Source organism: Rhodoferax ferrireducens, assembly GCF_003347515.1.
Classification (GTDB): Bacteria; Pseudomonadota; Gammaproteobacteria; order Burkholderiales; family Burkholderiaceae_C; genus Rhodoferax.
Window position 1 is genome coordinate 57,351 of the sequence record NZ_QEII01000318.1, and the last position, 24,983, is coordinate 82,333.

24 protein-coding genes and 2 tRNA genes are annotated in these 24,983 nt (G+C 55.4%); 16 read left to right on the top strand and 10 right to left on the bottom strand.

Going from position 1 to position 24,983, the window contains the following annotated elements:
* The first annotated feature begins 84 nt into the window (after positions 1 to 84).
* The gene (ppa, locus tag C5P05_RS28595) at positions 85 to 621 is read left to right on the top strand and encodes an inorganic diphosphatase (RefSeq protein WP_114973274.1); all 537 of its coding nucleotides are present in this window, start codon (positions 85 to 87) and stop codon (positions 619 to 621) included.
* Positions 622 to 711: 90 nt separating this feature from the next.
* On the opposite strand, the gene C5P05_RS28600 is transcribed toward ppa, so the two are convergent.
* Positions 712 to 2,178: a wax ester/triacylglycerol synthase family O-acyltransferase gene (locus C5P05_RS28600; protein ID WP_114973275.1), complete on the bottom strand. Its 1,467-nt coding sequence runs from the start codon at positions 2,176 to 2,178 to the stop codon at positions 712 to 714.
* 114 nt (positions 2,179 to 2,292) lie between these two features.
* Here C5P05_RS28600 and C5P05_RS28605 point away from each other — a divergent pair, with 114 nt between their 5' ends.
* Positions 2,293 to 2,817, top strand: coding sequence for a chemotaxis protein CheW (locus C5P05_RS28605; RefSeq protein ID WP_114973276.1), 525 nt, complete (start codon positions 2,293 to 2,295; stop codon positions 2,815 to 2,817).
* Positions 2,818 to 2,864: 47 nt separating this feature from the next.
* On the opposite strand, the gene C5P05_RS28610 is transcribed toward C5P05_RS28605, so the two are convergent.
* Positions 2,865 to 4,040, bottom strand: a complete 1,176-nt coding sequence (locus C5P05_RS28610; RefSeq protein ID WP_232834706.1) for a GNAT family N-acetyltransferase — start codon at positions 4,038 to 4,040, stop codon at positions 2,865 to 2,867.
* 67 nt (positions 4,041 to 4,107) lie between these two features.
* On the opposite strand from C5P05_RS28610, the gene C5P05_RS28615 reads away from it, so the two are divergent.
* A complete protein-coding gene (locus C5P05_RS28615; protein ID WP_114973278.1) occupies positions 4,108 to 5,784 on the top strand; it encodes an NAD+ synthase in 1,677 nt (558 codons plus the stop codon).
* A gap of 15 nt (positions 5,785 to 5,799) precedes the next feature.
* Positions 5,800 to 6,138, top strand: coding sequence for a P-II family nitrogen regulator (locus C5P05_RS28620; RefSeq protein ID WP_114973279.1), 339 nt, complete (start codon positions 5,800 to 5,802; stop codon positions 6,136 to 6,138).
* Positions 6,139 to 6,150: 12 nt separating this feature from the next.
* Here the strand turns inward: C5P05_RS28620 and C5P05_RS28625 are convergent, their stop codons facing one another.
* From C5P05_RS28625 to C5P05_RS28640, 4 genes are read right to left on the bottom strand one after another with little or no spacing between them, the layout of a single operon-like run.
* Entirely contained in the window at positions 6,151 to 6,642 is a 492-nt protein-coding gene (locus C5P05_RS28625; protein ID WP_114973280.1) for an RDD family protein, read from the bottom strand.
* A 36-nt stretch (positions 6,643 to 6,678) separates the two neighbouring features.
* Positions 6,679 to 7,494 (bottom strand): DUF3106 domain-containing protein, encoded by an 816-nt coding sequence (locus C5P05_RS35065; protein ID WP_332871373.1) that lies wholly within the window; start codon positions 7,492 to 7,494, stop codon positions 6,679 to 6,681.
* Positions 7,418 to 7,855, bottom strand: coding sequence for a DUF3619 family protein (locus C5P05_RS28635; RefSeq protein WP_114973281.1), 438 nt, complete (start codon positions 7,853 to 7,855; stop codon positions 7,418 to 7,420). The genes C5P05_RS35065 and C5P05_RS28635 overlap by 77 nt, the downstream gene beginning before the upstream one ends.
* A complete protein-coding gene (locus C5P05_RS28640; RefSeq protein WP_114973282.1) occupies positions 7,852 to 8,418 on the bottom strand; it encodes an RNA polymerase sigma factor in 567 nt (188 codons plus the stop codon). Before C5P05_RS28640 ends, C5P05_RS28635 begins: the two co-directional genes overlap by 4 nt.
* A gap of 296 nt (positions 8,419 to 8,714) precedes the next feature.
* Here C5P05_RS28640 and C5P05_RS28645 point away from each other — a divergent pair, with 296 nt between their 5' ends.
* The 6 genes from C5P05_RS28645 to C5P05_RS28670 all read left to right on the top strand — a co-directional run bounded on the left by C5P05_RS28645 (position 8,715) and on the right by C5P05_RS28670 (position 15,961).
* The gene (locus C5P05_RS28645; protein WP_114973283.1) at positions 8,715 to 10,541 is read left to right on the top strand and encodes an acetolactate synthase 3 catalytic subunit; all 1,827 of its coding nucleotides are present in this window, start codon (positions 8,715 to 8,717) and stop codon (positions 10,539 to 10,541) included.
* Between the two features lie 84 nt (positions 10,542 to 10,625).
* Positions 10,626 to 11,117, top strand: coding sequence for an acetolactate synthase small subunit (gene ilvN / locus C5P05_RS28650; RefSeq protein ID WP_114973284.1), 492 nt, complete (start codon positions 10,626 to 10,628; stop codon positions 11,115 to 11,117).
* Positions 11,118 to 11,138: 21 nt separating this feature from the next.
* Complete coding sequence (gene ilvC, locus C5P05_RS28655; protein ID WP_114973285.1) at positions 11,139 to 12,155, top strand: ketol-acid reductoisomerase; 1,017 nt, start codon at positions 11,139 to 11,141, stop codon at positions 12,153 to 12,155.
* Between the two features lie 70 nt (positions 12,156 to 12,225).
* Positions 12,226 to 13,041 (top strand): CDP-diacylglycerol--serine O-phosphatidyltransferase, encoded by an 816-nt coding sequence (pssA, locus tag C5P05_RS28660; protein WP_114973351.1) that lies wholly within the window; start codon positions 12,226 to 12,228, stop codon positions 13,039 to 13,041.
* Between the two features lie 227 nt (positions 13,042 to 13,268).
* Entirely contained in the window at positions 13,269 to 14,807 is a 1,539-nt protein-coding gene (locus tag C5P05_RS28665; protein WP_114973352.1) for a 2-isopropylmalate synthase, read from the top strand.
* 107 nt (positions 14,808 to 14,914) lie between these two features.
* Entirely contained in the window at positions 14,915 to 15,961 is a 1,047-nt protein-coding gene (locus C5P05_RS28670; protein WP_114973286.1) for a serine hydrolase, read from the top strand.
* A 44-nt stretch (positions 15,962 to 16,005) separates the two neighbouring features.
* On the opposite strand, the gene C5P05_RS28675 is transcribed toward C5P05_RS28670, so the two are convergent.
* From C5P05_RS28675 to aat, 3 genes are all read right to left on the bottom strand, one after another.
* Entirely contained in the window at positions 16,006 to 16,794 is a 789-nt protein-coding gene (locus tag C5P05_RS28675; RefSeq protein WP_114973287.1) for an IclR family transcriptional regulator, read from the bottom strand.
* Positions 16,795 to 16,871: 77 nt separating this feature from the next.
* Positions 16,872 to 17,624, bottom strand: a complete 753-nt coding sequence (locus C5P05_RS28680; RefSeq protein ID WP_114973288.1) for an arginyltransferase — start codon at positions 17,622 to 17,624, stop codon at positions 16,872 to 16,874.
* Complete coding sequence (gene aat, locus C5P05_RS28685; RefSeq protein WP_114973289.1) at positions 17,621 to 18,385, bottom strand: leucyl/phenylalanyl-tRNA--protein transferase; 765 nt, start codon at positions 18,383 to 18,385, stop codon at positions 17,621 to 17,623. Before aat ends, C5P05_RS28680 begins: the two co-directional genes overlap by 4 nt.
* 129 nt (positions 18,386 to 18,514) lie before the next feature.
* On the opposite strand from aat, the gene C5P05_RS28690 reads away from it, so the two are divergent.
* The 4 genes from C5P05_RS28690 to C5P05_RS28710 all read left to right on the top strand — a co-directional run bounded on the left by C5P05_RS28690 (position 18,515) and on the right by C5P05_RS28710 (position 20,905).
* Positions 18,515 to 18,591: transfer RNA gene (locus tag C5P05_RS28690), tRNA-Pro, on the top strand.
* A gap of 20 nt (positions 18,592 to 18,611) precedes the next feature.
* Positions 18,612 to 18,688, top strand: a tRNA-Arg gene (locus tag C5P05_RS28695).
* Between the two features lie 452 nt (positions 18,689 to 19,140).
* Entirely contained in the window at positions 19,141 to 19,644 is a 504-nt protein-coding gene (locus C5P05_RS28705) for a DUF2844 domain-containing protein (protein WP_114973291.1), read from the top strand.
* Between the two features lie 40 nt (positions 19,645 to 19,684).
* Positions 19,685 to 20,905 (top strand): DUF3443 domain-containing protein, encoded by a 1,221-nt coding sequence (locus C5P05_RS28710; protein WP_232834708.1) that lies wholly within the window; start codon positions 19,685 to 19,687, stop codon positions 20,903 to 20,905.
* Positions 20,906 to 20,916: 11 nt separating this feature from the next.
* On the opposite strand, the gene C5P05_RS28715 is transcribed toward C5P05_RS28710, so the two are convergent.
* The gene (locus C5P05_RS28715; RefSeq protein ID WP_114973293.1) at positions 20,917 to 21,564 is read right to left on the bottom strand and encodes a GntR family transcriptional regulator; all 648 of its coding nucleotides are present in this window, start codon (positions 21,562 to 21,564) and stop codon (positions 20,917 to 20,919) included.
* 154 nt (positions 21,565 to 21,718) lie between these two features.
* Here C5P05_RS28715 and scpA point away from each other — a divergent pair, with 154 nt between their 5' ends.
* Complete coding sequence (gene scpA / locus C5P05_RS28720) at positions 21,719 to 23,875, top strand: methylmalonyl-CoA mutase (RefSeq protein WP_114973294.1); 2,157 nt, start codon at positions 21,719 to 21,721, stop codon at positions 23,873 to 23,875.
* 34 nt (positions 23,876 to 23,909) lie between these two features.
* A complete protein-coding gene (gene meaB, locus C5P05_RS28725) occupies positions 23,910 to 24,944 on the top strand; it encodes a methylmalonyl Co-A mutase-associated GTPase MeaB (RefSeq protein WP_114973295.1) in 1,035 nt (344 codons plus the stop codon).
* The last annotated feature ends 39 nt before the right edge of the window (positions 24,945 to 24,983 follow it).

Genomic DNA, 24,983 nt, shown 5'->3' on the forward strand with positions numbered 1-24,983 from the left:
GTTTCAGGGCCCAGCAAGTGGTGAGTAAGTAAAATCAGGGTTAATCCTTAGACTTTACTGATTTAACTCAACCCAAGAACCACCATGTCCCTTGACAACGTTACCCCTGGCAAAAACGCCCCCGAATCCTTCAATGTGATCATCGAAATTCCGATGAACGCCGATCCGGTGAAGTATGAAGTGGATAAAGCCACTGGCGCCATTTTTGTGGACCGCTTCATGAGCACCGCCATGCACTACCCCACCAACTACGGATATGTGCCCAAAACCATCAGCGGCGACGGCGACCCGGTGGACGTGCTGGTGATCACGCCGGTGCCCCTCATCCCCGGCGTGGTGGTGACCTGCCGTGCCATCGGCATTTTGAAGATGACTGACGAAGCCGGTGAAGACGGCAAGGTGTTGGCGGTGCCCATCGACAAGATCCTGTCGCTGTACACCCGTTGGCAAAAGCCGGAAGACCTGAGCCCCGTGCGCCTGAAGACGATTGCCCACTTCTTTGAGCACTACAAAGACCTGGAAGAAGGCAAATGGGTCAAGATTCAAGGTTGGGAAGATGCGGAGTCGGCCAAGAAGGAAATTGTTGACGGCATGGCCAACTACAATAAAGCGCAAGAATAATATTGCCATTATTGCTTCTAGCCCCCGTAGAATTGGCGCTAGTAGCTATTAAAAACGAAGCGCCTGCGGTGTTGCCACTAGCAGGCGTTTTTACTTTTGGGGCCGCGAATCGGCAGGGCGGGTCTGCACAAAGCGCTTGCGGCCCGCCTCAAAGGCCTGCACCAATGCCTCCGTCAAATCATGAACATGGGGCACGGCCTTTTTATCCGCAATGACGCCGAAGTCCACCTCGCCAGCATAGGTCTGGATCGTGATGTTGAGCGCCAGGCCGTGAATAACGATCGACAGGGGATGAAAGGTGAGCATTTTTGCGCCCGCCATATACAAAGGCACTTGCGGCCCTGGCACATTGCTGATGACCAGATTGGCCAGCATGGGAAGGTGGTGCGACAGGCCGGTCGCGCTGTAAGCCTTGAAGGCGGCCTTGGCCACACCGCCAACGAGCCACGGCGCCAGCAAAGACGGGTAATCGGTGGGGATCACCCCTTTCAGGTCCACCCTGGCGGTCTTGACCTTGGCGGTGGAGGCCATGATGGCTTGTAGGCGCTTCACGGGGTTGGCATAGTGGGTGCCCAGCGCCACCACGGTCATGGAGGCCTGGGTGTTGAGGTCCAGGTTGCCGGCCTCGCGCAGGCTGATCGGCATGGCGGCCAACATCGATTTCTTCGGAAGGCCGCCGTGTTTGCCCAGGTAAGTGCGCAGCGCCGTGGCGCAAATCCACAAGACGACGTCGTTGAACGAGCCGTCTACCGCTTTGGCCATGGCGTGGCAGTCCGCGAACGGGATGCGTGCCGTGCCGAAGCTGCGCTCGCAGGTGACGGCTACGTTGAAATCAGTGATGGGCGCCAGACGCAACAGCGATGCAGGCCCTTGTCTGTCGCCAGCGCCGCTGAACGATTGTTTGATCAGCGTGCCGCCCAAGGCCTGGGCCGCGTGAGGCAGGGCCTTGATCAGTTTGACGTATTGCGCCAGTGAATTGGACAACACCGCGCCGATCATTTCCCCCCACTTGAGCTCGTGTTTTTTGGCACCGCGGCGCACGGTTGCAGGCGGAGGGACTTTGCGCGGCTTGGCACTGATGTCCATGATGGCCTGGGTCAGGACGGTACCGCCTTTGCCGTCCAGCGCGGCATGGTGAACTTTGGAATACACGCCTGCGCACAGGCTACCATCCGGGCGCTGGATGGATTCAAAGACATGGAATTCCCACAAGGGCTGGGCGCGGTCCATCAGCTGACTGTGCAATTCCGCGCACAACTCTTCCGCCTGGCGCACGCTCAGGGCTTTTGCCTTGACGGGGCGGATATGAAAGTCAAGGTCAACTTTGTCGACCTGGACCCAGGCCGGGTGTCCGAGGTCAAGCGGCATGAACCCGAGCTTGCGGCTGAAGATGGGCGCCAGATGCAGGCGCTGTGCAATGTGTGCTTTGAGGGCCTTGATCCAGCTGCCTTTGAATTCAGGCGGGAGTTCATAGAGACAAAACGAGCCGATGTGCATGGGCGTTTCGGGTGTCTCCAGATACAGGAAGGTGGCGTCGAGGCCGCTGAGTGTGTCCATGCATTTCTCTCCTGCCACGAGGGTAACCTGCCGCAGTCGGGTGCGCCACTGGCGTTTCGCCTTGCCCGTGTATCATGCTTTGACCGACCCACCCGCAGCAAAGAGATCGACGCCATGGATACAACGCAGAAAAAAACCTCAAACGCTTTTCAATCCGGTGGGTCCGCAACTCAAGCCGTGGCGGATGGCGGTCAATACCTCACTTTGCGGCTTGGGAGTGAGGAGTACGCCATCGATATCTTGCGCGTACAGGAAATCCGCTCCTATGAAGAGCCCACCCGCATGGTCAATGCGCCGGCATTCATCAAGGGGGTGATCAATCTGCGCGGTGTCATCGTGCCTATCGTCGACCTTCGCCTCAAGCTTAATATTGACAAGGTGGAGTACACCGAATTCACGGTCGTCATTATTCTGAACGTGCGTGGCACGGTTGTGGGCGCGGTGGTGGACGCGGTGTCGGATGTGGTCACCCTGACGTCGCAATCCATCAAGCCGGCGCCCCAGTTTGATGCCTCCAATGACGCCCGCTTCATCACGGGTCTGGCGAACGTGGGCGAGCGCATGCTGATCGTGATGAACATCGAGGCCTTGATGAGCAATGCCGAAATGGGCATGCTGTCTGCCACGCAGCATTCTTGATGCCATCCGACACGCGGGCGTGACAGGCCACGAAACCCCGTAGTAGATTACGTACCTGCCGGATGCCTGAAGGGGCTGCGCTGCTCCAGGACGTCAAGGTATTGGCCAATGCCCTGACCCTCACGCTCCAGAAAACGCTCTACCGCATCGGCAAACGACGGATGTGCCAGCCAGTGGGCACTGGTGGATTTGACAGGCAGCAAGGCCCTCGCCAATTTGTGCTCGCCTTGGGCCCCGCCCTCAAATCGCTGGTAACCGTGCTCAATACACCATTGCAGCGGCTGGTAGTAGCAGGCTTCAAAGTGCAGGCAGTCCACCCGCTCCAGTGCACCCCAGTAGCGTCCGTAGGCGATCGCCTCCTTGGTTTTTAAATCATTTAGGCATCTAGCCCCCGTATAGTCTGCGCTGATAGCTATCAAACTTGTAGCAATTGGCTGCCCCTGCCGCTCTGCCACGAACAGCAACCAGTTCTCCGGCATGGTGCTCGCCATGCGCCGGAAGAAGTCGCGGCTCAGGTAAGGCGCGTTGCCGTGCTCCAGGTAGGTGCGCTCGTAGCAGCGGTAGAAAAAATTCCAGTCTTCCGTCGTGATGGCCTGGCCCTGCGACCAGCGGAAGCTGACGCCGGCGTCCGCCACCTTCCGACGTTCCTGACGGATTTTCTTGCGTTTTTCTTGCGACAGCGAGGCCAGAAAACCCTCGAAGTCCACATAGGCCGGGTCGCTGTTGGTCCAATGAAACTGCACCGTATGGCGCAGCATCATCCCAGCCTGCTCGCATGCCAAGAGGTCGTCAACGCTGGAGAACAGCACATGCAGGGAAGACAGTTTTTCTGCTTCGCACCATTCAATCAGGGCCTTGGCCAACACGGCCCGGTCGGGCGCGGTGCGCGCCATCAAGCGCGTTCCGGGCACCGGGGTGAAGGGCACGGCCACCACGGCTTTGGGGTAGTAGGCCAGGCCGTGTTGCCCATAGGCGTTGGCCCAAGCCTGGTCGAATACATACTCGCCGTAGGAATGGGTTTTGAGGTAGAGGGCACAGGCGCCCACCAGGGTGCCGTTCCTCTCCAAAAGAATGAAGCGGGGCGTCCAGCCGGTCGCGGGCGTAGCGCTGCCGCTGCCGTGCAAGGCAGCGAGGTACTCATGCCGCATAAAAGGGGTGATTTCTGGCTGCAAACTCAGCAATGCGTTCCAGTCGCCGGCATTCACCTCCGAGGGCGAGTTCATGACCCGGATGACATAATCGTTCGACTCGTGCTTCACTGGTTTTCCATTCCTTTTACACCTGCGGTCCATGACACTCAAACTCTGCGTTGCCCAACTCAATTTCGTCGTTGGCGACTTGGCCGGCAACTCGCAAAAAATCATTGATGCGGCGCATTTGGCCTATGCCGATGGCGTGCGCCTGTTGCTGACGCCCGAACTCTCCATTTGCGGCTACGCCGCGGAAGACCTGTTCCTTCGTCACGCTTTTATTGATGCCTGCGATGATGCCGTGAAAACAGTGGCCCGAGCGCTGGCTGGGTTAAAAGACATGACGGTGGTTGTCGGTCATCCGACCGGGGGCGACAGCCGCACCCGATCGGTGGCGGTGCAAAGCCGTTTCAACAGTGCCAGCGTCCTGTGCGAGGGGTCGGTGGTGGCTACCTACGCCAAGCGGGAGCTGCCCAACTACCAGGTGTTTGACGAACGCCGCTATTTCACCCCGGGGCAGGGTGTGTGTGTGTTTGAAGCGGGTGAGGCGGGCCACAAAGTCAAAGTCGGTCTGCTGATTTGTGAGGATGCCTGGTTTGAAGAGCCGGCACGGTTGACCCAAGCCGCCGGCGCCGACATGCTGGCGGTCATCAACGCGTCACCGTTTCATGTCGGCAAGGGCGACGAGCGCGAGCAGATGATGCGCATCCGGGTGGCGGCCTGTGGCTTGCCCTTGGTGTACGCGCATTTGGTGGGTGGTCAGGACGAAGTGATTTTTGAAGGGCATTCGTTTGCGCTCAACGCGGACGGCACGGTCGCCGGTCGCGCCCCTAGTTTTATAGAGAATGTGTTTGTAGTAGCCGTCGATCGGGCGCAGGCAGCTATTCATTTGGTAGCAAAGGTGGCGCCGCAACGATCTCCCGAGGCAGATCTGTGGGACGCATTGGTGCTGGGCGTACGCGACTATATCGGCAAGAACGGCTTTCCCAGTGTGATTCTGGGCCTGTCGGGTGGCATTGATTCGGCGCTGGTACTGGCCGTGGCGGTGGACGCGCTGGGCAAGGACAGGGTCCGTACAGTCATGATGCCTTCGCCCTACACGGCCGACATCAGCTGGATTGACGCGCGTGACATGGCGGCTCGCCTGGGCGTGCGCTATGACGAGATTTCCATCGTGCCGGAGTTTGATGCCTTCAAAGCCTCGTTGGCAGGTGAGTTCAAGGGTCTGGCAGAGGACACGACCGAGGAGAATATCCAGGCCCGTATTCGGGGCACGCTGCTGATGGCGCTCTCCAACAAATTCGGCAGCATCGTTTTGACGACTGGCAACAAGTCTGAAATGGCAACGGGGTATTGCACACTCTACGGCGACATGGCCGGGGGTTTTGCCGTGATCAAGGATCTGGCCAAAACCACGGTGTTCAGGCTGGCGCGCTGGCGCAACGTCAACGACCCCTACGGCACTCATCCTGAGCCGATTCCGGAGCGCATCATTACCCGTCCACCCAGTGCCGAGTTGCGCCCTGACCAGACTGATCAGGACAGTTTGCCCCCCTATGAGGTGCTGGACGCGATTTTGGAGCGTTACATGGAGAACGACCAAGGCATGGAAGACATCATTGCCGCTGGCTTTGCCCGTGCCGATGTGGAGAAAGTGACCCGCCTTATCAAGATCAACGAATACAAACGCCGACAGGCGCCTGTGGGCATTCGTGTAACTCACCGCAGCTTCGGCAAGGATTGGCGTTATCCTATTACCAATCGATTTCGCGCTTGAAGCTAAAGGAACAATATGAAACAGATCACCGCCATTGTCAAACCCTTCAAACTCGAAGAAGTGCGTGAAGCACTGGCCGAATGTGGTGTCACCGGGCTGACCGTGACCGAGGTCAAGGGTTTTGGTCGCCAAAAAGGCCATACCGAGCTCTACCGTGGTGCTGAGTATGTGGTGGACTTCTTGCCCAAGGTCAAAGTTGAAGTGGTGGTCAAGACCGATGACGTGGATCGTTGCGTGGATGCCATTGTGAAGGCCGCCCATACGGGCAAGATCGGCGACGGCAAGATATTTGTGACCAGTGTGGAGCGTGTCGTACGTATTCGTACGGGCGAGCTGGACGAGTCGGCTATTTAAGAAATGCCGGATTCACCGAGCTTGGGGACTCAGGCGTGGTTTTGACACCAGTCGGGTGCCCGCCAAGGCATCATGCCAAAACTGCTGTTGTGGATGAAAGCGGCTCAGAATGGCCCACACGGCTACCCAGCCGACAACGATAACGAGAGATTCAGCGCCCGTTAGGTTGAAGGGGGCTACTGCAGCCAGTGCCGGCAGGAACCAGAGCCAGCTCAATACGTAGCGCAGCAGCGCACGGGCCTGCGTTATCGGTTGCCCTTCAAGGTCCACGACCGTGATGTCCCAGGTTTTCATTGCAAGGGTTTGTCCCTTGGCCCAGAACCATACGAAATAGATGCCGAACACGACAAAAAGGAAGGCCTGAAGTGCGTGGCGGTTGTCCATGGCGTTGCGGGTTTGGCTCAGGGTGCCAAACAAGTAGCCGGCGATGAACACAACGCCGAACATCAACATACCTTCATAAAGCCAGCAGGCCATGCGGCGGGCCAGGCTGGGCGCCTTCAAATCGGGGCTTCTACTTGTTGGGAGCACCTGCACTATTCAGTCTTTCTGCGCGGTCGATGGCTTGGCTGGTAGCGGCGCATTCGGGAGTAAGGTGTTGCGATTCACCGCCTGGGTGGAGACGGAGAGTTTCGGCAATTGTTTTGGCGTGTGTCTGGTCACAGGCACGGTCGCCAGTTTTTGAGGTGGTACAGGCTTTACTGCCGCAGCGGCGCCGGCGGGTTTGGGTGTGGCTGACTTCGCCAGTTTTTGCTTTTCTTCCGGGCTGAGTGCCTGGTAGGCCTGCCAGGTGGCTGCCTTCTGGCTTGGCGAGAGCTGTTTGGATTGGGCGAAATTCAAACGGGCCTGTGCGCGCTGCTGTTTGCTGAGTAAGACCCATTCGGTCATGCGACTGTGCAGCTTTTCCTGCTCGGCTGACGCAAGGGCTGGATAATTCGCCGCGATGGCAATCCATTTCCGCTTGTTGGATTCCCCCAAAGTGCTCCAGATCGCGGCCAATGGCATCAGTGACACCTGCTGCGCAGGTGTCAGGTCTTGCCAAGCCGGCTTGGACGGGCTGACATGCGCTTTCGAGTTTTTTGTCGAAGCGCTTGCGCTGGGTAGCTTCGCGGGAGCCGGTGCCACAAGTGGGGGACCTGCCACTCCTTGAGCCAACACGCTTGCGGCGGATGCACACAAAGCCACCAAAATGCATAAAGTGACTCCTACCGCCACTGCACCTGCAATGGGTTGGCGTTCGAGCTGACCAATGGCGCGCATGAACATCGTTGTGGACAAGCTACTGGCTCTGCCCCGCGTTCGTTTTGACAAACTGCGCGAAGCCCGGGTCTGTGTAAGCTGTTGGCGGTAAATCATCGGTCAGCAACGCGGCATCAATTTCGGCCAATTCGTTGTCACGGTTGTCGTTTTGAATGACACTGATGGCGATCAGTCCAAGAACCAACGCCAGCAATGGAAGCGCGGCGCCAATACGGTTCCACCAACTCAAGTGCTCATTTCCAAATGTGAGCGTTGCGGCGCGACCGGACGGAGTTACAACGGTGGCTGTACGGGTAACGGAAACTTTTCTTTTGCCCAGTGCCTGCACCCGGGCAGCGCGCAGACGCTCTGAAATGTCGTAGGGAACGTCGTCGGCCGCGTCAGACAGGCGCGCAGCGACACGTAACCCGAAACGGTCTTGAGCCAGCTGATTCCGGTATTGATATGACGTGTTCATAGTGATATTCCCTTTGCCCTCAGTGCTTTGGCGAGGGCCTGAACAGCCCGCGAACAATGAGTTTTGACACTGCCTTCTGAGCAACCCATAGCTGCAGCAGTTTCTGCCACATCCAACTCCTCCCAATAACGCATAAGGAAGGCTTCCCGTTGACGGGCAGGAAGCCCCTGAATTTCAGTTTCGATTCCATGCAAGGTCTGTGCCCGTTGTGTCGTGCTCTCTGCGCTTTCCGTTTGGTCTGAGTGGCTTTGAACGTTTAAAGTTTCAAGAAGATCAAACTCCCCGTCCTCCCCTGCGGATTCGAAATCACTCATATTCGAAAAAAGCGCATTTCGGGTCTTTTGGCGCCGAAACCAGTCCAGAGTGCAGTTGGACAAAATGCGCTGAAACAGCATGGGTAGCTCGGAGGCAGGTTTGTGCCCGTAATGCTCGGCCAGTTTCATCATGCTGTCTTGCACGATGTCCAGGGCAGACGCTTCATTGCGCACGTGGTAAACCGAACGTTTGAAGGCGCGTTTCTCGACACTTTTCAGAAAATCGGAGAGTTCTTGTTCAGTTGCCAAGAGATTGTTGCCTTATTGGCTGTGAATTTTGTTTGCCTCGTTTTGATGTGATCAAGACGAACTTGGGTACTGCTTTGCGCGAATTATGGCATTCTGAAGGCTTTTTTTGGTTTTTCTGGACGTTTCAATGGGCGCAGTGAGATAATTCGGTTTGCAAATCAAAAGGCAAACGGGTTATGGTCCGGCGCAATATTCACTGCGCTTATGGCCTTGGCCTTAAGTTTCGACGCGACGCCACAAGTGTTTGCGAAGGAGCACCCAAGGTTTTTCGTCAGAGAAATTCACAAAGGTTCATCATGGAAATATCAAAAGCCGAAATCGCTTCGGCCGCGGCTGCAACGTCCGCAGCAAAAAGCCCGACATCAGCGACCGGAGGCAAACCGCCTGCCGTGACGCCTAATCACCAGGAGCTTCGGGGTGCCGAAATCCTGATAAAAGCCTTGCAGGCTGAGGGCGTCAAGTACGTCTGGGGCTACCCTGGTGGTGCCGTGCTTCATATTTATGACGCTTTCTACAAGCAGGACACCATCCAGCACATTCTGGTTCGGCATGAGCAGGCTGCCGTTCATGCCGCCGATGGTTATGCTCGCGCTACCGGTGACGTAGGCGTTGCCTTGGTGACATCGGGTCCGGGCGTGACCAATGCAATCACCGGTATTGCCACGGCATATATGGACAGTATTCCGATGGTGATTGTGACGGGGCAGGTACCCACGCATGCGATTGGTCTCGATGCTTTCCAGGAATGCGATACCGTCGGCATTACCCGCCCCATCGTGAAGCACAATTTTCTGGTCAAGGACGCACGGGACCTGGCTGAAACCTTGAAGAAAGCCTTTCACATCGCCCGTACGGGGCGGCCCGGCCCTGTGGTGGTGGATATTCCGAAAGACGTTTCGTTCAATAAGGTGCCCTATTCGGGCTATCCTGAGACCGTGGAAATGCGTTCTTACAACCCGGTTCGCAAAGGGCACGGCGGACAAATCCGCAAGGCGTTGCAGCTTTTGTTGGCCGCCAAACGCCCCTACATCTATACCGGCGGTGGCGTGATTCTGAGTAACGCCTCAGCCGAGTTGCGTACGCTGGTCGATATGCTGGGGTATCCCTGTACCAATACTTTGATGGGTTTGGGCGCGTATCCAGCAAGTGATCGCAAGTTCTTGGGCATGCTGGGCATGCATGGCACAGTAGAAGCGAACAACGCGATGCAGCATTGCGACGTTCTGTTGGCTGTAGGCGCCCGGTTTGATGACCGGGTGATTGGTAATCCCAAACACTTTGCTCAGAATGAACGCAAGATCATTCACATTGACATTGATCCGTCGAGCATTTCCAAGCGCGTGAAAGTGGATATCCCTATTGTTGGGGACGTCAAGGATGTGCTGTCCGAGATGATTGCGATGATTAAGGAGGGCGTGGTCAAACCGGACGCCCATGCCTTGGGCGCCTGGTGGGACACCATAGAGGGCTGGCGCAAGCGTGATTGCCTCAAGTACGACCATGGCAAGAATGACGTAATCAAGCCGCAGTACGTGGTTGAGACGCTCTGGAACATGACCAAAGACGTGGACACCTACATCACTTCCGACGTTGGCCAGCATCAGATGTGGGCAGCGCAGTACTATCGTTTTGATGAGCCACGTCGCTGGATCAATTCCGGCGGGCTGGGTACCATGGGTGTTGGTATTCCATATGCCATGGGTATCAAGCTTGCGAAGCCTGACAGCGAGGTGTTTTGCGTCACAGGAGAAGGTTCCGTGCAGATGTGCATCCAGGAGCTCTCCACCTGCTTGCAGTACAACACGCCGATCAAAATCGTTGCACTCAATAATCGGTATCTGGGCATGGTGCGTCAGTGGCAGGAAATCGATTACGAAGGACGTTACAGCCATAGCTATATGGATGCACTGCCAAATTTTGTGAAGCTGGCAGAAGCCTACGGCCACGTCGGTATGCTGATTGAGCGTGCGCAAGATGTGGAGCCTGCATTGCGCGAGGCGCGCAAACTGAAGGACCGCACCGTTTTCATGGATTTCCGCACGGATCCCACTGAAAATGTGTTTCCCATGGTGCAGGCTGGCAAGGGCATTACCGAAATGCTGCTTGGCTCTGAAGATCTTTAACTAACCTTTCAGCGAATCTATTGTTTGCCAAGCCCTGGGGTTACCGCCACAGGGGGAGGGCAGCGAAAAGAGGAGTCTTATCTTATGAAACATATTATTGCGGTGTTGCTGGAAAATGAGCCGGGCGCTCTTTCGCGCGTCGTTGGCCTGTTTTCGGCCCGTGGCTACAACATCGAATCCCTCACCGTTGCGCCGACCGAGGATCCAAGCCTGTCTCGCATGACGATTCAGACGACGGGATCAGATGACGTTATTGAGCAGATCACCAAGCACCTGAACCGCTTGATCGAAGTCGTGAAGGTGGTTGATCTGACCGAGGGTGCTTACACCGAGCGCGAACTCATGATGGTGAAGGTGCGCGCCGTGGGCAAGGAGCGTGAAGAGATGAAGCGCATGGCTGACATTTTTCGGGGGCGCATCATTGATGTGACGGAGAAAAGTTACACCATCGAGTTAACCGGCGTTCAGTCAAAGAACGATGCGTTTCTGGAGGCCATTGAACATGGTGCCATTCTGGAAACTGTCCGGACCGGTTCGAGCGGCATTGGCCGCGGCGAACGTATTTTGAGAGTTTAAATTTTTACAACGGAGAGAGAAATGAAAGTTTTTTACGACAAAGACTGTGATCTGAGTCTCATCAAGGGCAAGACAGTCGCAATCATTGGCTATGGTAGCCAAGGCCATGCTCATGCCCAGAATCTGAATGATAGCGGCGTGAAAGTTGTCGTTGGTTTGCGTAAAGGTGGTGCATCCTGGCCGAAGGTCGAAAAAGCCGGCCTCAAAGTTGCTGAAGTTGCCGATGCTGTCAAGGCTGCCGATGTGGTCATGATTTTGCTGCCCGATGAGCAAATCGGAGCGGTCTACACCAACGATATCGAGCCCAACATCAAGCAAGGCGCCTCACTGGTGTTTGCGCACGGCTTTAACGTTCACTACGGCTTGGTAAACCCGCGCGCAGATCTGGATGTCTGGATGGTCGCGCCCAAGGCGCCGGGCCATACAGTGCGCGGCACCTATGCGCAGGGTGGTGGTGTACCCCACCTGATCGCCATTCACCAAGACAAGTCCGGGCGCACGCGCGATCTGGCGCTGAGCTATGCCATGGCCAACGGTGGCGGAAAAGCCGGCATCATCGAAACCAATTTCCGCGAAGAAACTGAAACTGATTTGTTCGGCGAACAGGCCGTCTTGTGTGGTGGTACCGTGGAGTTGATCAAAGCCGGTTTCGAGACTTTGGTTGAGGCGGGTTACGCACCTGAAATGGCCTATTTCGAGTGCCTGCACGAACTTAAATTGATTGTGGACATGATTTATGAAGGCGGCATCGCCAATATGAATTACTCCATCTCCAACAATGCTGAATATGGTGAATATGTGACCGGTCCACGGATCGTGACCAGCGCCACCAAAGATGCGATGCGTCAGTGTCTGAAAGACATTCAGACGGGTGAATACGCGAAGAGTTTCATCTTGGAAAACAAGGCTGGCGCGCCCACTTTGCTGAGCCGTCGCCGTTTGACATCTGAGCATCAAATTGAAAAAGTCGGCGAAACACTTCGCGCGATGATGCCCTGGATCAAGAAGAACAAGCTCGTCGACCAGACGCGCAACTAAGTCACGCGACTCCTGTAACAAAGGCCACTTCGGTGGCCTTTGTTACTATTGAAAAATGGAGGCCAATTCTATGCATGACGGGGACGAAACAGAATTAGCTGAGGGCGACGCAGTAGTGGTGAGAAAGCGTCGAAAGGGTATTTACATATTGCCCAACTTGTTCACGTTGGCTGCACTTTTTGGCGGTTTCTATGCCATTGTCATGGCGATCAACGGTCGATTTGATTTGGCTGCTATTGGCGTTTTTTGTGCCATGGTGCTCGATAGTCTTGATGGACGAGTGGCGCGCATGACAAACACGCAGAGTGCGTTTGGTGAACAGATGGATTCACTTTCGGACATGGTTTCATTTGGCGCCGCACCTGCGCTAATTGCTTACGTGTGGGCGCTTCAGGGTTTGGGCCGTTGGGGATGGATTGCGGCCTTTGTCTATTGCGCATGTGCCGCCTTGCGACTGGCAAGATTTAACGTTAATACGGCAGTCGTTGATAAAAGTTATTTTCAGGGTTTGCCGTCCCCAGCCGCCGCCGCATTGGTTGCTGGGTTCATTTGGTTGATGACTGACCTTGGCGTGAAGGGGTCGACTGTGGCTTGGCCTATGTTTGCGCTAGCTTTGTATTCGGGGCTGACCATGGTGACCAACGTTCCGTTCTATAGCTTCAAAGATCTTCACATGAAAAGGAGTGTGCCTTTTGTGGTGATTGTTCTTATCGCGTTAGGTATTGCTGTCATCAACATCGATCCGCCCATCGTCATGTTCAGTGTGTTTGTTGTGTACGGATTTAGTGGATACGCCATTTATGTGTGGCGCAAGACCAAAGGTGTTCAGACCAGTGTCATCAGCACTTCGACGGAGGAGCCCGATGAGCGAGGACTTCACAAATGAACGATGCGCGAAACAGCCGATAGGATGAGTATCTTCACTAAATAAAAACCTGTGGTATATTGAATTTATGAAACTGATTTCGCTATCACTACTGCGATCGCCAGACGGGCGGATACGGTAGCGCACGCGTTCACCAATACCAAAGCCCGTATGCATTCGCAGCGGGCTTTTTGTTTTATGCGCTGATTTTTTTGATTTTGAAATTTCAGAAACACAGGAGAGACCAAGTGGCTGACAAACTGATAATTTTTGATACTACGTTGCGTGATGGCGAGCAGTCGCCCGGAGCATCCATGAACAAGGATGAGAAGCTGCGTATTGCCCGTCAGCTGGAACGTTTGAAAGTGGATGTCATTGAAGCTGGTTTCGCCGCTAGTTCAAATGGTGATTTCGAGGCCGTGCAGTGCATTGCCCATGCGATCAAGGATTCAACCATTTGTTCACTTTCTCGCGCCAATGATCGAGATATTTCGCGGGCTGCCGAGGCACTTAAAGGAGCCAACAGCGCCCGTATCCATACCTTCATTGCAACGTCAGCATTGCATATGGAGAAAAAGCTGCGGATGACACCAGAGCAAGTGTTCGAACAGGCCAGGCTTGCGGTCCGCTTTGCGCGTAATCTCGTAGCTGATGTGGAGTTCAGTCCAGAGGATGGTTACCGAAGCGATATGGATTTCCTTTGCCGCGTTCTGGAGACCGTCATCAGCGAGGGGGCAACCACGATCAACGTCCCCGACACAGTGGGGTATGCCGTGCCCGAACTTTATGGCAATTTCATAAAAACCTTGCGCGAGCGGATTCCCAATTCGGATAAGGCCATCTGGTCTGTTCATTGCCACAATGATTTGGGGATGGCGGTCGCCAACTCACTGGCAGGCGTGAAAATTGGCGGCGCCCGCCAGGTGGAATGCACTATCAATGGATTAGGCGAACGGGCCGGTAATTGCAGTCTTGAAGAGATTGTCATGGCCGTCAAGACGCGGCGGGACTATTTTGGACTCGATTTGGGTATCGATACCAAGCATATTCTGGCTGCAAGTCGCATGGTCAGCCAGACCACGGGTTTTGTGGTTCAACCCAATAAGGCAGTAGTCGGGGCCAACGCTTTTGCTCACGCCTCAGGCATTCACCAAGACGGTGTTCTCAAGGCGCGTGACACCTATGAGATCATGCGGGCGGAGGATGTGGGCTGGACAGCCAACAAGATTGTTCTGGGCAAACTTAGCGGGCGCAACGCATTCAAGCAGCGTCTGATTGAGTTGGGCGTGCAAATGGAAAGCGAGGCGGACATCAACACCGCTTTCGCCAAATTCAAGGAATTGGCTGATCGGAAAAGCGAGATTTTTGACGAGGATATTTTGGCGCTGGTGAGCGACGAGAGCGTAACGCACGAAAAGGAGCAGTATGGCTTCGTTTCCCTGTCGCAGCATAGCGAAACCGGCGAACGTCCTCAGGCGAGCATTGTTTTCACAATGGATGGCAAAGAAGTCACAGGGTCATCAGACGGTAATGGTCCTGTTGACGCATCCCTCAAGGCAATAGAAGCACATGTCAAAAGCGGCGCAGAAATGGTCCTCTATTCCGTGAATGCAATTAGCGGTTCGACCGAGAGCCAAGGCGAAGTGACAGTCCGTCTGCAAAATAGCGGACGAGTGGTCAACGGTGTTGGAGCCGACCCCGATATCGTCGTGGCGTCCGCGAAGGCCTACTTGAGTGCGCTCAATAAACTGCATAGCAAAGCTGATCGGGTCGCCGCACAGGGCTAGGTTACTATCTTTACTCCTCTTGTTTAAGAAAGTCGCGCAAGTATTTGATATTGCGCGACTTTTTTGTATAAACTTGCAACATCGAGAAACAATTCGGAGATGGATATATGTCCTGTTCTCATCAGACTCCATTTGAAAACATTTTGCGCCGACTATTTTTCTTCTTTGGGCTTATAGGTTTCATTTTTGCCCTGTCGGTGCCGCAGGCTGATGCAGCTCAGAGGAAACGCCAAATTACAAAGTCTTCCAAAAGCCCGATTGTTGCGAAGCGAAAGATATCCAAGACATTTGGTGTCGTCAAGCGCAAGTCTGTCGTTCGTGCGGATGCTGTGCTATTGCGGCCGTCGTTTGGACAGATTGCCGGTTTGCATGGAGCGCAGGACGCACTGGATCTGAAGTCCAGTGTGGCTCTGGTGATTGACCAAGAGACCAGTGAAGTGCTGTTCAGCAAGAATGACAAAGCCATTTTGCCAATTGCATCGCTCACCAAGCTCATGACGGGATTGGTCATCAGTGAAGCACGCTTGCCCATGGAAGAGATAATCACGATTTCTCAAGCAGACGTGGATACCGAAAAAGGTAGTTCATCCCGTTTGAGAGTGGGGACTGAGTTGAGTCGAGGTGAGCTGTTGCATCTGGCTCTAATGTCAAGCGAAAATCGCGCAGCGCATGCACTTGGCCGTAGTTATCCCGGTGGATTGCCTGTTTTTGTTGGGCTGATGAATGCAAAAGCCCAATTGATAGGCATGAAAGACACCGTTTATGCGGAGCCGACCGGGCTCTCAAGCAAAAATCAGTCCAGTGCGCGGGATCTCGTCAAACTGGTCAATATTGCGTATGGCGATCCGATTTTGCGTGAGTTGTCTACCTCACCCGGACATCAAGTGGCCATTGGGAACCGGATGCTTCAATACAACAACACCAATCGTTTGGTGAAGAATCCATCGTGGGACATCGGCCTGCAAAAGACCGGCTATATTACTGAAGCAGGTCAATGTCTGGTCATGCAAGCCAAAGTTGCAGGACGCAAACTGATCATGGTGTTTCTTGATTCGGCAGGGAAACTCAGTCGTATTGGTGATGCTGAGCGTGTTCGGCACTGGGTGGAGTCAATTCCCATAGCATCAGGATCGACTCCGCTGGCTGTGCAGTAGATTACAGCTCCCTAATAAGGAATTAGGAGTTCCTTGCTTTGCCATTAACTGACAGAGTCAGGTTTATAGCCCAAAGTCGTTGAAATTTCCCGTGCGGTCGCCTGCAATTTGGGTAGCCACTCTTCTTCCAATCGTCCTGCTGGCGCAGAAATTGACAGGCCGGCTATCAATGTGCCTTGGTCGTCGTAAATGCCAGCGGCCATGCAACGTACGCCAAGTTCAAGTTCTTCGTTGTCATGAGCATTGCCATACTGACGCACTTTTGAAAGTTCACGTTCCAGTGCAGGCAATTGGGTCAGGCTGTTTTTGGTGTGACCACTCAATCCAGTACGTGTGGCGTAGGCTCGTACCCGTTGCGGGTCGTCTGCCGCCAAAAAAAGTTTGCCCACTGAAGTCAGATGCAATGGGGCACGTCCTCCGATGGCTCGGACGACCTGCATACCTGACCGTTCGCTGTAAGTGCGTTCGATATACACGATTTCGTCGCCTTGGCGCACGCTCAAATTGACGGGTTGTTGGATCAATTTGTGCAGTTCCCGCATTGGCACCAATGCTGCATCACGCACATTGAGACGGTTTTTTACCAGATTTCCCAGTTCAAGCAGTCGCATGCCGAGGCGGTAACATCCCGGCTGAGGTCGATCAACAAAACGGCCAGTAGCCAGATCATTTAGCAGACGGTGTGTTGTGGATGGATGCAGGCCAGTTTTCTCACTGATCTCTTTGAGAGAAATCGCTTCTTCTCGAGACGCCAAAACGTCCATCAGCATGAACATGCGTTCAATGACCTGAACTGTCGGGGTGGTCGGAATGCTGGAATCATTTTTTCGCATGGTGCTCCTGATGTGCGCGCCTATTATTTTATCTGGTGAAATGCTATTCTTGCTTGGGGAAACTAGGGGCGTCAAATTTACGTCTGGTTGAGGCGCTTGCCTGAAACCCACGTACCATCTATAAGGAGTTCCAACGGTTTGAATCTCGCCTTGTAGTTCATTTTTTGACTCTCGTTAATCCAATAGCCGAGATAGACGTGCGGAAGCTTGAGTGTCTTTGCTTGTGCGATCTGCCATAAGACGTTGTATGTGCCATAGCTGCTATTGGACTCGGGTTCATAAAAGGTGTATACAGCCGAAATCCCGTCATCGAGCACGTCAAGGATCGAGACCATTTTCAATGCTCCGGGCATGCCGTCGGCCTGCGTCTCACGGAATTCAACCAGTCGCGAGTTCACCCGGCTCTGCAGCAGGAATTGCGTGTACTGGTCGATGCTGTCTTGGTCCATGCCGCCGCCAGCGTGCCGCCCGTGTTGATAACGGAGATACAGACTGTAGTGTTCTTGTACGAAACACAGTTTGAGCACTCTGGCTTGCAGGTTCAAATGACGTGACCATGCGCGACGCTGGCTTCTGTCGGGCTGAAATTCGTTTGCTAGTACCCGCAACGGTGTGCAGGCATGGCATCCGTCGCAATAAGGCCGGTAGGTAAACACGCCGCTACGTCGAAAACCCTTGCCTACCAGTTCGGAGTAGGTGACGTTGTTGATCAAATGGCTGGGTGTCGCCACTTGAGACCTGGCCTGCTTTCCTGGCAGATAGCTACAGGGATAGGGCGCGGTCGCATAAAACTGCAGCGCCTGTAAAGGAAGGTCCTTAAGATGCGTCACGTTGGTGTCGCTTTCAATGGCAGTAGCTCTTGCCAGTATAGGGGGGCGAATTTCCACACCGGGCCTGGCTGAACGAGATCTGTCGCCACTTGCGTCAAAAACACATCACGGGAGATTTCATGTGCGCCCAAAGAGGCCAGATGGCGGGTGTTTTGCTGACAATCGATCTGCCGGATCCCGTGGTGACGACAAAACCCAACCAGCGCCGCGAGTGCAATTTTGGAGGCGTCAGTTGAGTAGCTGAACATTGATTCACCGAATACGGCCTTCCCCAGCGCAACGCAGTACAAGCCGCCAGCAAGCTTGCCATTGGCCCAAGTCTCTACACTGTGGGCAAAGCCTGCCCCGTGCAATTTGCCATAGGCCGCAATCATGTCAGGTACTATCCACGTGCCTGACTGGCCATCGCGGGGGCTTGTTGAACAGGCTTGAATCACTTGTTCAAAGGCTGAGTCCATGCGAATTTCGCAGCTGGGTGTCCTGCAAAATTTTTCAAGAGTTTTCCGAAATGATGGGTGCACCCGGAATTTGGAGACATCAAGCACCATTCTGGGATTGGGGCTCCACCAAAGTGTGGGCTGCCCTTCGCTGTACCAAGGAAAAATCCCATGACTGTAAGCTTGCCGCAGCGTGTCGACATCCAACGCACCACCTGCAGCCAGCAGTCCCGGCGCCGGTGAATTTTCGTCCCATGCTTGACTTGCTGGTGGAAAGCATTGACTCGGCGCGAGCCAGGGGATCGGTGGAGGTTGGGGTGGCATTGTCAGACTGTAGCCGATGGGGGAGATATGTAGATCTCGTTTTTTTGTTGAAATCCCTTTGCTTATTCATCAGAAAATGTCAGTTTTGCGGGGGAATAGGTGTTGTGACCCGTTACAATGCATGCATGTCGGGGCGTAGCGCAGCCTGGTAGCGCATCTGGTTTGGGACCAGAGGGTCGAAGGTTCGAATCCTTTCGCCCCGACCATATCTTCTTTCTCTCGATCTCTGCCCGTAGCTCAGTTGGATAGAGCAACAGCCTTCTAAGCTGTGGGTCGGGGGTTCGATCCCCTCCGGGCAGACCATGCCAGACGATCATAGCCACTATTTATGCTTTTCGGCATCAAGTCAGGGTGTCGCCAGGCAGCCAGGGTGGAAGTAACACGAAATTCCTTCTCTCACTTCATTCTTGAAGACCTCGATTTTTGCGATATTCGATGCAGATTAATGCCAGACAAATAAATCTATTGGTCAGGCTGGCTATGATCGTCGCGAAGGCTTGACTAAATAGGGGGGAGGATCTCGGTATGAGGATGGTTTTTGGCGTTTTGAGTTTATTGGTCGTCGTCGCAGTGATAGGTATCTTGGCCAAGCAACAGTTTGGGTCACTGACAGGCGCACTCCCTGCAACCGGTGCGTCTTCTGTCGTTTCCTCGCCCGTGGCGACAGCGCAGCAACAAAGTCTCCAGCTACAAAACCAGGTCAGGAAATCGGTAGCAGACGCGATGCAGCAGGCGCGACCCGAGGCCGACGAAAAATGAAGGGCCTGAACTATTGGTCCAATACGGTTCGAGTACTGTTGTTCATTTTGGCGCTGGCGGCCAACTCGGGTGAAGTGATGGCCGCACTGGGGCGTGGGCCATCCGAGCTTCCGGCGGCCGTATCGTCGAACCCGGCATCCGGTGCACGAATGTCTGCGGCTTCTCCAGCTCTCAGATCCAGCCCTTACACGCTTTACGAAGTCCTGCTTGAAAATGGGACAACCGTTCGGGAATATGCAACGCCTGCTGGGCTGGTTTTCGCGGTGACTTGGCGTGGGCCTGTGTTGCCAGACCTGAATGTCCTGTTGGGTGACTATTTCAAAACCTTCAAGGTCGAAACGGACCAGATGCGACAGGCCGGCAGACGAGGTTCACCCGTCAGTATTGAAGGCGGCGGACTGGTCGTCAGGTCCAACGGGCGCATGCGCAATTTTTTCGGTTACGCCTATGTGCCCGACCTGGTTCCGGCCGGTGTCAATATCAAAGATGTACTGCAGTAATACTATGAGTCGTGCCGTCGCCCTTGCCCTTGCCCTTGTGATGACCTTGGTGACAGCCTGCGGCGGCGGTGGCGGCGGATCAGCGCCTGAGGTGACCAGCGCGGCCGGCCTCCCCACGTTGAATATTCCACCCAGTCAACTTGGCGCGAGCAATGTGCTTCCCGTTACGGTAGATGCGGGCCCTGCCAACACCGGCTACAACGTCAACCGTTTGTACACGGATGTCACTATCTGCCAGCCCGGTAGCAGCACCCAATGCCAAACCATTCACCATGTGCTGGTGGATACCGGTTCCACCGGCCTTCGCCTATTGTCCAGCGCAATGGCGCCTGCCTTGAATTTGAACCGCCAGACCGTCAGTGCTGGCTTGCCGTTGCTGAATTGCGCGCAGTTCGTTGACAACACCTTCGCTTGGGGGCCAGTGGCGACGGCTGACATATGGCTGGCTGGTAAAACTGCCGCGAACGTGCCGATTCAGATTATTGCAGACCAGGCCTATAACAGTCAGGCTGCGGCATGTTCGGTCGGTGGCTCGGCGATCACTACCGCTGCGGTGCTTGGCGCCAACGGTATTATTGGACTTGGATTGTTCAAGGAAGACTGTGGGTCGGGCTGCGCCGCCATTACCAACAACGGTTTCTATTACACCTGCACCGATGCCACCTGCGCAGCCATCAGCGGCGTCAAGATAAGTAAGGACCAGCAGGTGAAGAATCCGGTGGCCTTGTTCGCGACAGATAACAACGGCGTGCTGATCGATTTGCCAGCCGTCAGCGCAGCCGGCGCAAGCACCTTGAGCGGTTCGCTTGTTTTCGGTATCAGTACCCAGTCCAACAATCAGTTCACCTCCGGTGCAATTCTGACGACAAGCGCCTCGGGCTACATCACTACTGTGCTTGCGGGGCAAAGCCTGAGCACCAGCTTTATCGACACTGGATCCAATGGCCTGTACTTTGATTCCAGCACGATTCCCCGCTGCACAGGCAGCAGCGCCGGTTTTTATTGCCCGACCTCACTCACCACCTTGTCGGCCACGCTGCGTGGTGCCAATACGGTGGCTGCGCCAGTTTCGTTTTCTGTAGACAATGCATCGGCGATGTTTGTGGGGGGCACCAAGACCGTTCTTCCAACCTTGGCTGGCAATATAGGTGACTCGAATACTTTTGATTGGGGTTTGCCCTTCTTTTACGGACGCCGGGTGTTTATCGGCATCGAGGGGCAATCCTCAACGCTTGGAACCGGTCCTCTCTACGCTTTCTGAAACTACGCGGTTCAGATGGCCGCTTCCAGGCCGTTCTTGAAGTGTTCCTGCATGCGCTGCATCGCCAGCGCTGCATCCCTTGCCGCAATGGCGGCAATCACGGCGCGGTGCTCATTCAATGATTCGCCGATGCGACCTGATTTCAGGAGCGAGTTGTGACGGTTCAACTTCATGACCTTGCGCAGGTCGGCCACCATCTGATCGCGCCAGCGGTTGTTGGCAATCTCCAGCAGCCGTGTGTGAAAGCGTTCGTTGATTTCGAAAAAACGTTCACGGTCTTGCACCTCGGGCCTGGCTGCAGCCTCCAACTCATCATGCAGGGTTTGCAGTTCCCTAATTTGAGGTTCGCTGGCCGTCGCCGCTACCACGCCTGCCGCGTCCGCCTCCAGCAAGGCGAGCAGGTGATAAACATCGGTCAGGTCGCGTTCTGACACTTCAGTCACGTAGGCGCCACGCCTTACTTTCATGGTGACCAGGCCTTCCGCGGCCAGCACCTTGAGCGCCTCCCTAAGGGGTGTACGGCTGATGCCATAGGCTTCGGCAATCTTCAACTCGTCAATCCAGCTACCAGGCTCCAGTTCACGGTTGAAAATTCGCTGACGCAGGAGTTCGGCCACCTCTTCATAGAGTGCACGGGGAGATAGGGAAAGTGCTGCCATGGCACGAATTGTAAGCTTGAAACAATTTTTTTAATCAATAATTATAAATAACGTAAACTAGTGCTAATTCCTTCAAGCACGCTCAGGCCTGGATTCTTTCAGGCCTGAGCGTGCCATACTTATTTTTACAAACCCACCGCGAACGACAGCCGTCATGACCCAAAATACTCCTGAATTCCAGAGTGCCAGCCTTGAGGCCTGGGCCAAAGCGGCCGCCAAGTCCGCACCGGGTGGCAATGTGGATGACCTCAATTGGCATACGCCTGACGGCATCATCGTCAAGCCGCTGTATACCGCCGCCGATACCCAGAATCTGCCTTACGCCAATACCTTGCCGGGCTTTGAGCCCTATTTGCGCGGCCCGCAGGCCACCATGTACGCGGTGCGTCCCTGGACGATTCGGCAATATGCCGGCTTTTCAACCGCAGAGGAATCCAATGCGTTTTATCGCAAGGCACTGGCCGCGGGCGGGCAGGGTGTGAGCGTGGCGTTCGACCTGGCCACGCACCGAGGCTACGACAGTGACCATCCGCGCGTGACCGGCGACGTCGGCAAGGCCGGCGTGGCGATCGACTCGGTGGAGGACATGAAGATACTGTTCAACGAGATTCCGCTGGACAAAGTGTCAGTCTCCATGACCATGAACGGCGCGGTGCTGCCGGTGCTGGCCGGCTACGTGGTGGCGGCCGAAGAGCAGGGCGTGAGCCAGGATAAGCTGTCTGGAACAATTCAGAACGATATTCTGAAAGAGTTCATGGTGCGCAACACCTACATCTATCCGCCCGCGCCCAGCATGCGCATCATTGGCGACATCATCGAGTACACGGCCAAGAACATGCCGAAGTTCAACTCGATCTCGATTTCCGGTTACCACATGCAGGAAGCCGGTGCCAACCAGGCGCTGGAACTGGCCTTCACGCTGGCGGACGGCAAGGAGTATGTGAAAACAGCCATCGCCAAGGGCATGGATGTGGACGAATTTGCCGGGCGCCTCAGCTTTTTCTGGGCCATCGGCATGAACTTCTATCTGGAAGTGGCCAAGATGCGGGCGGCGCGCCTGCTGTGGTGCCGCATCATGAAGGGCTTCAACGCCAAATCGCCCAAGAGCCTGATGCTGCGCACCCATTGCCAGACCAGCGGCTGGAGCCTGACCGAGCAGGACCCCTACAACAACGTGGTGCGCACCACCATCGAGGCCATGGCTGCGGTGTTTGGCGGCACCCAGTCCTTGCACACCAACAGCTTTGACGAAGCCATCGCGCTGCCCACCGAGTTCAGCTCGCGCATCGCGCGCAACACCCAACTCATCATTCAGGAAGAAACCCACATCACCAACGTGATCGACCCCTGGGCCGGCAGCTACATGATGGAAAAGCTGACGCAGGACATGGCCGATGCCGCCTGGACGATCATCGAAGAAGTCGAGGCCATGGGCGGCATGACCAAAGCCGTGGACAGTGGCTGGGCCAAGCTGAAAATTGAAGCCGCGGCGGCTGAAAAGCAGGCCCGCATCGACAGTGGCAAAGACGTGATCGTCGGCGTCAACAAATACAAGCTCCAGACCGAAGATGCGATTGAATCCCGCGACATCGACAACGTGGCGGTGCGTGACGGGCAGATCGAACGCCTGAAAAATATCAAGCAGAAACGCGACCCAGCCCTCGTCAATGCAGCGCTGGCAGCTATCACTTCTGCAGCAGAGTCCAATACCGGGAACTTGCTGGATCTGGTCATCAAGGCCATGCGTTTACGCGCCACGGTCGGCGAGGTCAGCGATGCGATGGAAACAGTTTACGGGCGCCACCGCGCCGATACCCAAAAGGTGACCGGCGTGTATGCAGCTGCTTATGACTCCGCTGAAGGCTGGGATGCCCTCAAAGCCGAAATCAACGCCTTTGCCGAAAAAGAGGGCCGCCGCCCTCGCGTGATGATTTCCAAACTGGGCCAGGACGGGCATGACCGCGGCGCCAAGGTCGTGGCCACCGCCTTTGCCGATCTCGGTTTTGACGTGGACATGGGTCCGCTGTTTCAAACCCCCGAGGAGTGCGCGCGCCAGGCGATTGAAAACGACGTGCATGCCGTCGGTGTCTCCACCCTGGCCGCCGGCCACAAAACCCTGGTGCCGGCCATCATCGCCGAGCTCAAGAAACAGGGGGCCGACGACATCATTGTCTTCGTGGGCGGCGTTATTCCGCGTCAGGATTACGAGATGCTGTATGACGCCGGCGTCAAGGGTATTTACGGCCCCGGCACGCCGATTCCGGCCAGCGCGAAAGACGTGCTGGAGCAAATCAAGAAGGCGATTGCCTGAAGGAGTTGGCGTCAGATCCCAATTCAAAACAACAATGCCGACGGAGACAAACAGCGTGCCGCGAAATGGAGCTTTCAATCCGGTTTCCCTTGCCGCGATCGTGCAGGGCGCAGGTGCGCAGCAACGTCGCGCCATCGCCAAGGCTATCACCCTGCTCGAATCGACCCGCGCCGATCACCGTGTGCTGGCCGATGAATTGCTGACGGCGCTGCTGCCGCACACCGGCAAGTCGTTTCGCCTGGGCATCAGCGGCGTGCCGGGCGTTGGCAAATCGACCTTCATCGAAGTACTCGGTCTGTACTTGATCAATCAAGGCCACCGTGTGGCGGTGCTCACCATCGACCCCTCTTCCACGGTCTCGGGTGGCTCCATCCTGGGCGACAAGACCCGCATGGAGAAACTTTCGATGCACGAGAGTGCCTATATCCGCCCCAGCCCCAGCAGCGGCACATTGGGTGGCGTGGCTGAAAAAACGCGCGAGGCCGTGCTGGTCTGTGAGGCGGCAGGTTATGACATCGTGATTGTGGAAACGGTCGGTGTCGGTCAATCGGAGACCGCTGTCGCCAATATGACCGACATGTTTGTTTTGATGCAACTGCCCAACGCGGGCGATGATCTGCAGGCCATCAAAAAGGGTGTGATGGAGCTGGCCGATCTGGTGGTGATCAATAAGGCCGATATCGACGCCATTGCCGCCCAGCGCGCGCAGCTGCAAATCACGGCAGCGATGCAACTGCTGGGACTGTTTGGTAGCCACGATGAAAAAAACTGGCACCCCAAGGCGCTGCAGCTCAGTGCCTTGAACGGGCAGGGCGTGGACACCTTTTGGGCGGCCGTGACCGAATTCAGAACCCTGCAAACCGCCAACGGCAAGCTGGCCGTGCGCCGCCAGCAGCAGTCGCTGGCCTGGATGTGGGAGCGCATTGACGCCGGTCTGAAACAGGCGTTTCGTCAGCATCCCGTAGTGCAGGCCTTGCTGCCCCAGCTTACCCAAGAGGTACTGGCAGGCCGCATGGCGGCCTCTACTGCAGCACGAAATATGCTCCTGGCCCAGATGAATAGAGCGTAAGTAGCTATAAAAACAATAGCAATAACCGAATCGCAATCA

Excerpts from the sequence above, each read along its gene's own strand:
- C5P05_RS28615 (WP_114973278.1), top strand. The coding sequence starts at position 4,108 with ATGACACTCAAACTCTGCGTTGCCCAACTCAATTTCGTCGTTGGCGAC.
- C5P05_RS28620 (WP_114973279.1), top strand. The coding sequence starts at position 5,800 with ATGAAACAGATCACCGCCATTGTCAAACCCTTCAAACTCGAAGAAGTG.
- C5P05_RS28675 (WP_114973287.1), bottom strand. The coding sequence starts at position 16,794 with ATGCGAAAAAATGATTCCAGCATTCCGACCACCCCGACAGTTCAGGTC.
- meaB (WP_114973295.1), top strand. The coding sequence starts at position 23,910 with ATGCCGACGGAGACAAACAGCGTGCCGCGAAATGGAGCTTTCAATCCG.
- ppa (WP_114973274.1), top strand. The coding sequence starts at position 85 with ATGTCCCTTGACAACGTTACCCCTGGCAAAAACGCCCCCGAATCCTTC.
- ilvC (WP_114973285.1), top strand. The coding sequence starts at position 11,139 with ATGAAAGTTTTTTACGACAAAGACTGTGATCTGAGTCTCATCAAGGGC.
- pssA (WP_114973351.1), top strand. The coding sequence starts at position 12,226 with ATGCATGACGGGGACGAAACAGAATTAGCTGAGGGCGACGCAGTAGTG.
- C5P05_RS28600 (WP_114973275.1), bottom strand. The coding sequence starts at position 2,178 with ATGGACACACTCAGCGGCCTCGACGCCACCTTCCTGTATCTGGAGACA.
- C5P05_RS28670 (WP_114973286.1), top strand. The coding sequence starts at position 14,915 with ATGTCCTGTTCTCATCAGACTCCATTTGAAAACATTTTGCGCCGACTA.
- C5P05_RS28635 (WP_114973281.1), bottom strand. The coding sequence starts at position 7,855 with ATGAACACGTCATATCAATACCGGAATCAGCTGGCTCAAGACCGTTTC.
- scpA (WP_114973294.1), top strand. The coding sequence starts at position 21,719 with ATGACCCAAAATACTCCTGAATTCCAGAGTGCCAGCCTTGAGGCCTGG.
- C5P05_RS28715 (WP_114973293.1), bottom strand. The coding sequence starts at position 21,564 with ATGGCAGCACTTTCCCTATCTCCCCGTGCACTCTATGAAGAGGTGGCC.
- aat (WP_114973289.1), bottom strand. The coding sequence starts at position 18,385 with ATGCCACCCCAACCTCCACCGATCCCCTGGCTCGCGCCGAGTCAATGC.
- C5P05_RS28610 (WP_232834706.1), bottom strand. The coding sequence starts at position 4,040 with ATGAACTCGCCCTCGGAGGTGAATGCCGGCGACTGGAACGCATTGCTG.
- C5P05_RS28605 (WP_114973276.1), top strand. The coding sequence starts at position 2,293 with ATGGATACAACGCAGAAAAAAACCTCAAACGCTTTTCAATCCGGTGGG.
- C5P05_RS28645 (WP_114973283.1), top strand. The coding sequence starts at position 8,715 with ATGGAAATATCAAAAGCCGAAATCGCTTCGGCCGCGGCTGCAACGTCC.
- ilvN (WP_114973284.1), top strand. The coding sequence starts at position 10,626 with ATGAAACATATTATTGCGGTGTTGCTGGAAAATGAGCCGGGCGCTCTT.
- C5P05_RS28705 (WP_114973291.1), top strand. The coding sequence starts at position 19,141 with ATGAAGGGCCTGAACTATTGGTCCAATACGGTTCGAGTACTGTTGTTC.
- C5P05_RS28710 (WP_232834708.1), top strand. The coding sequence starts at position 19,685 with ATGACCTTGGTGACAGCCTGCGGCGGCGGTGGCGGCGGATCAGCGCCT.
- C5P05_RS35065 (WP_332871373.1), bottom strand. The coding sequence starts at position 7,494 with ATGATTTACCGCCAACAGCTTACACAGACCCGGGCTTCGCGCAGTTTG.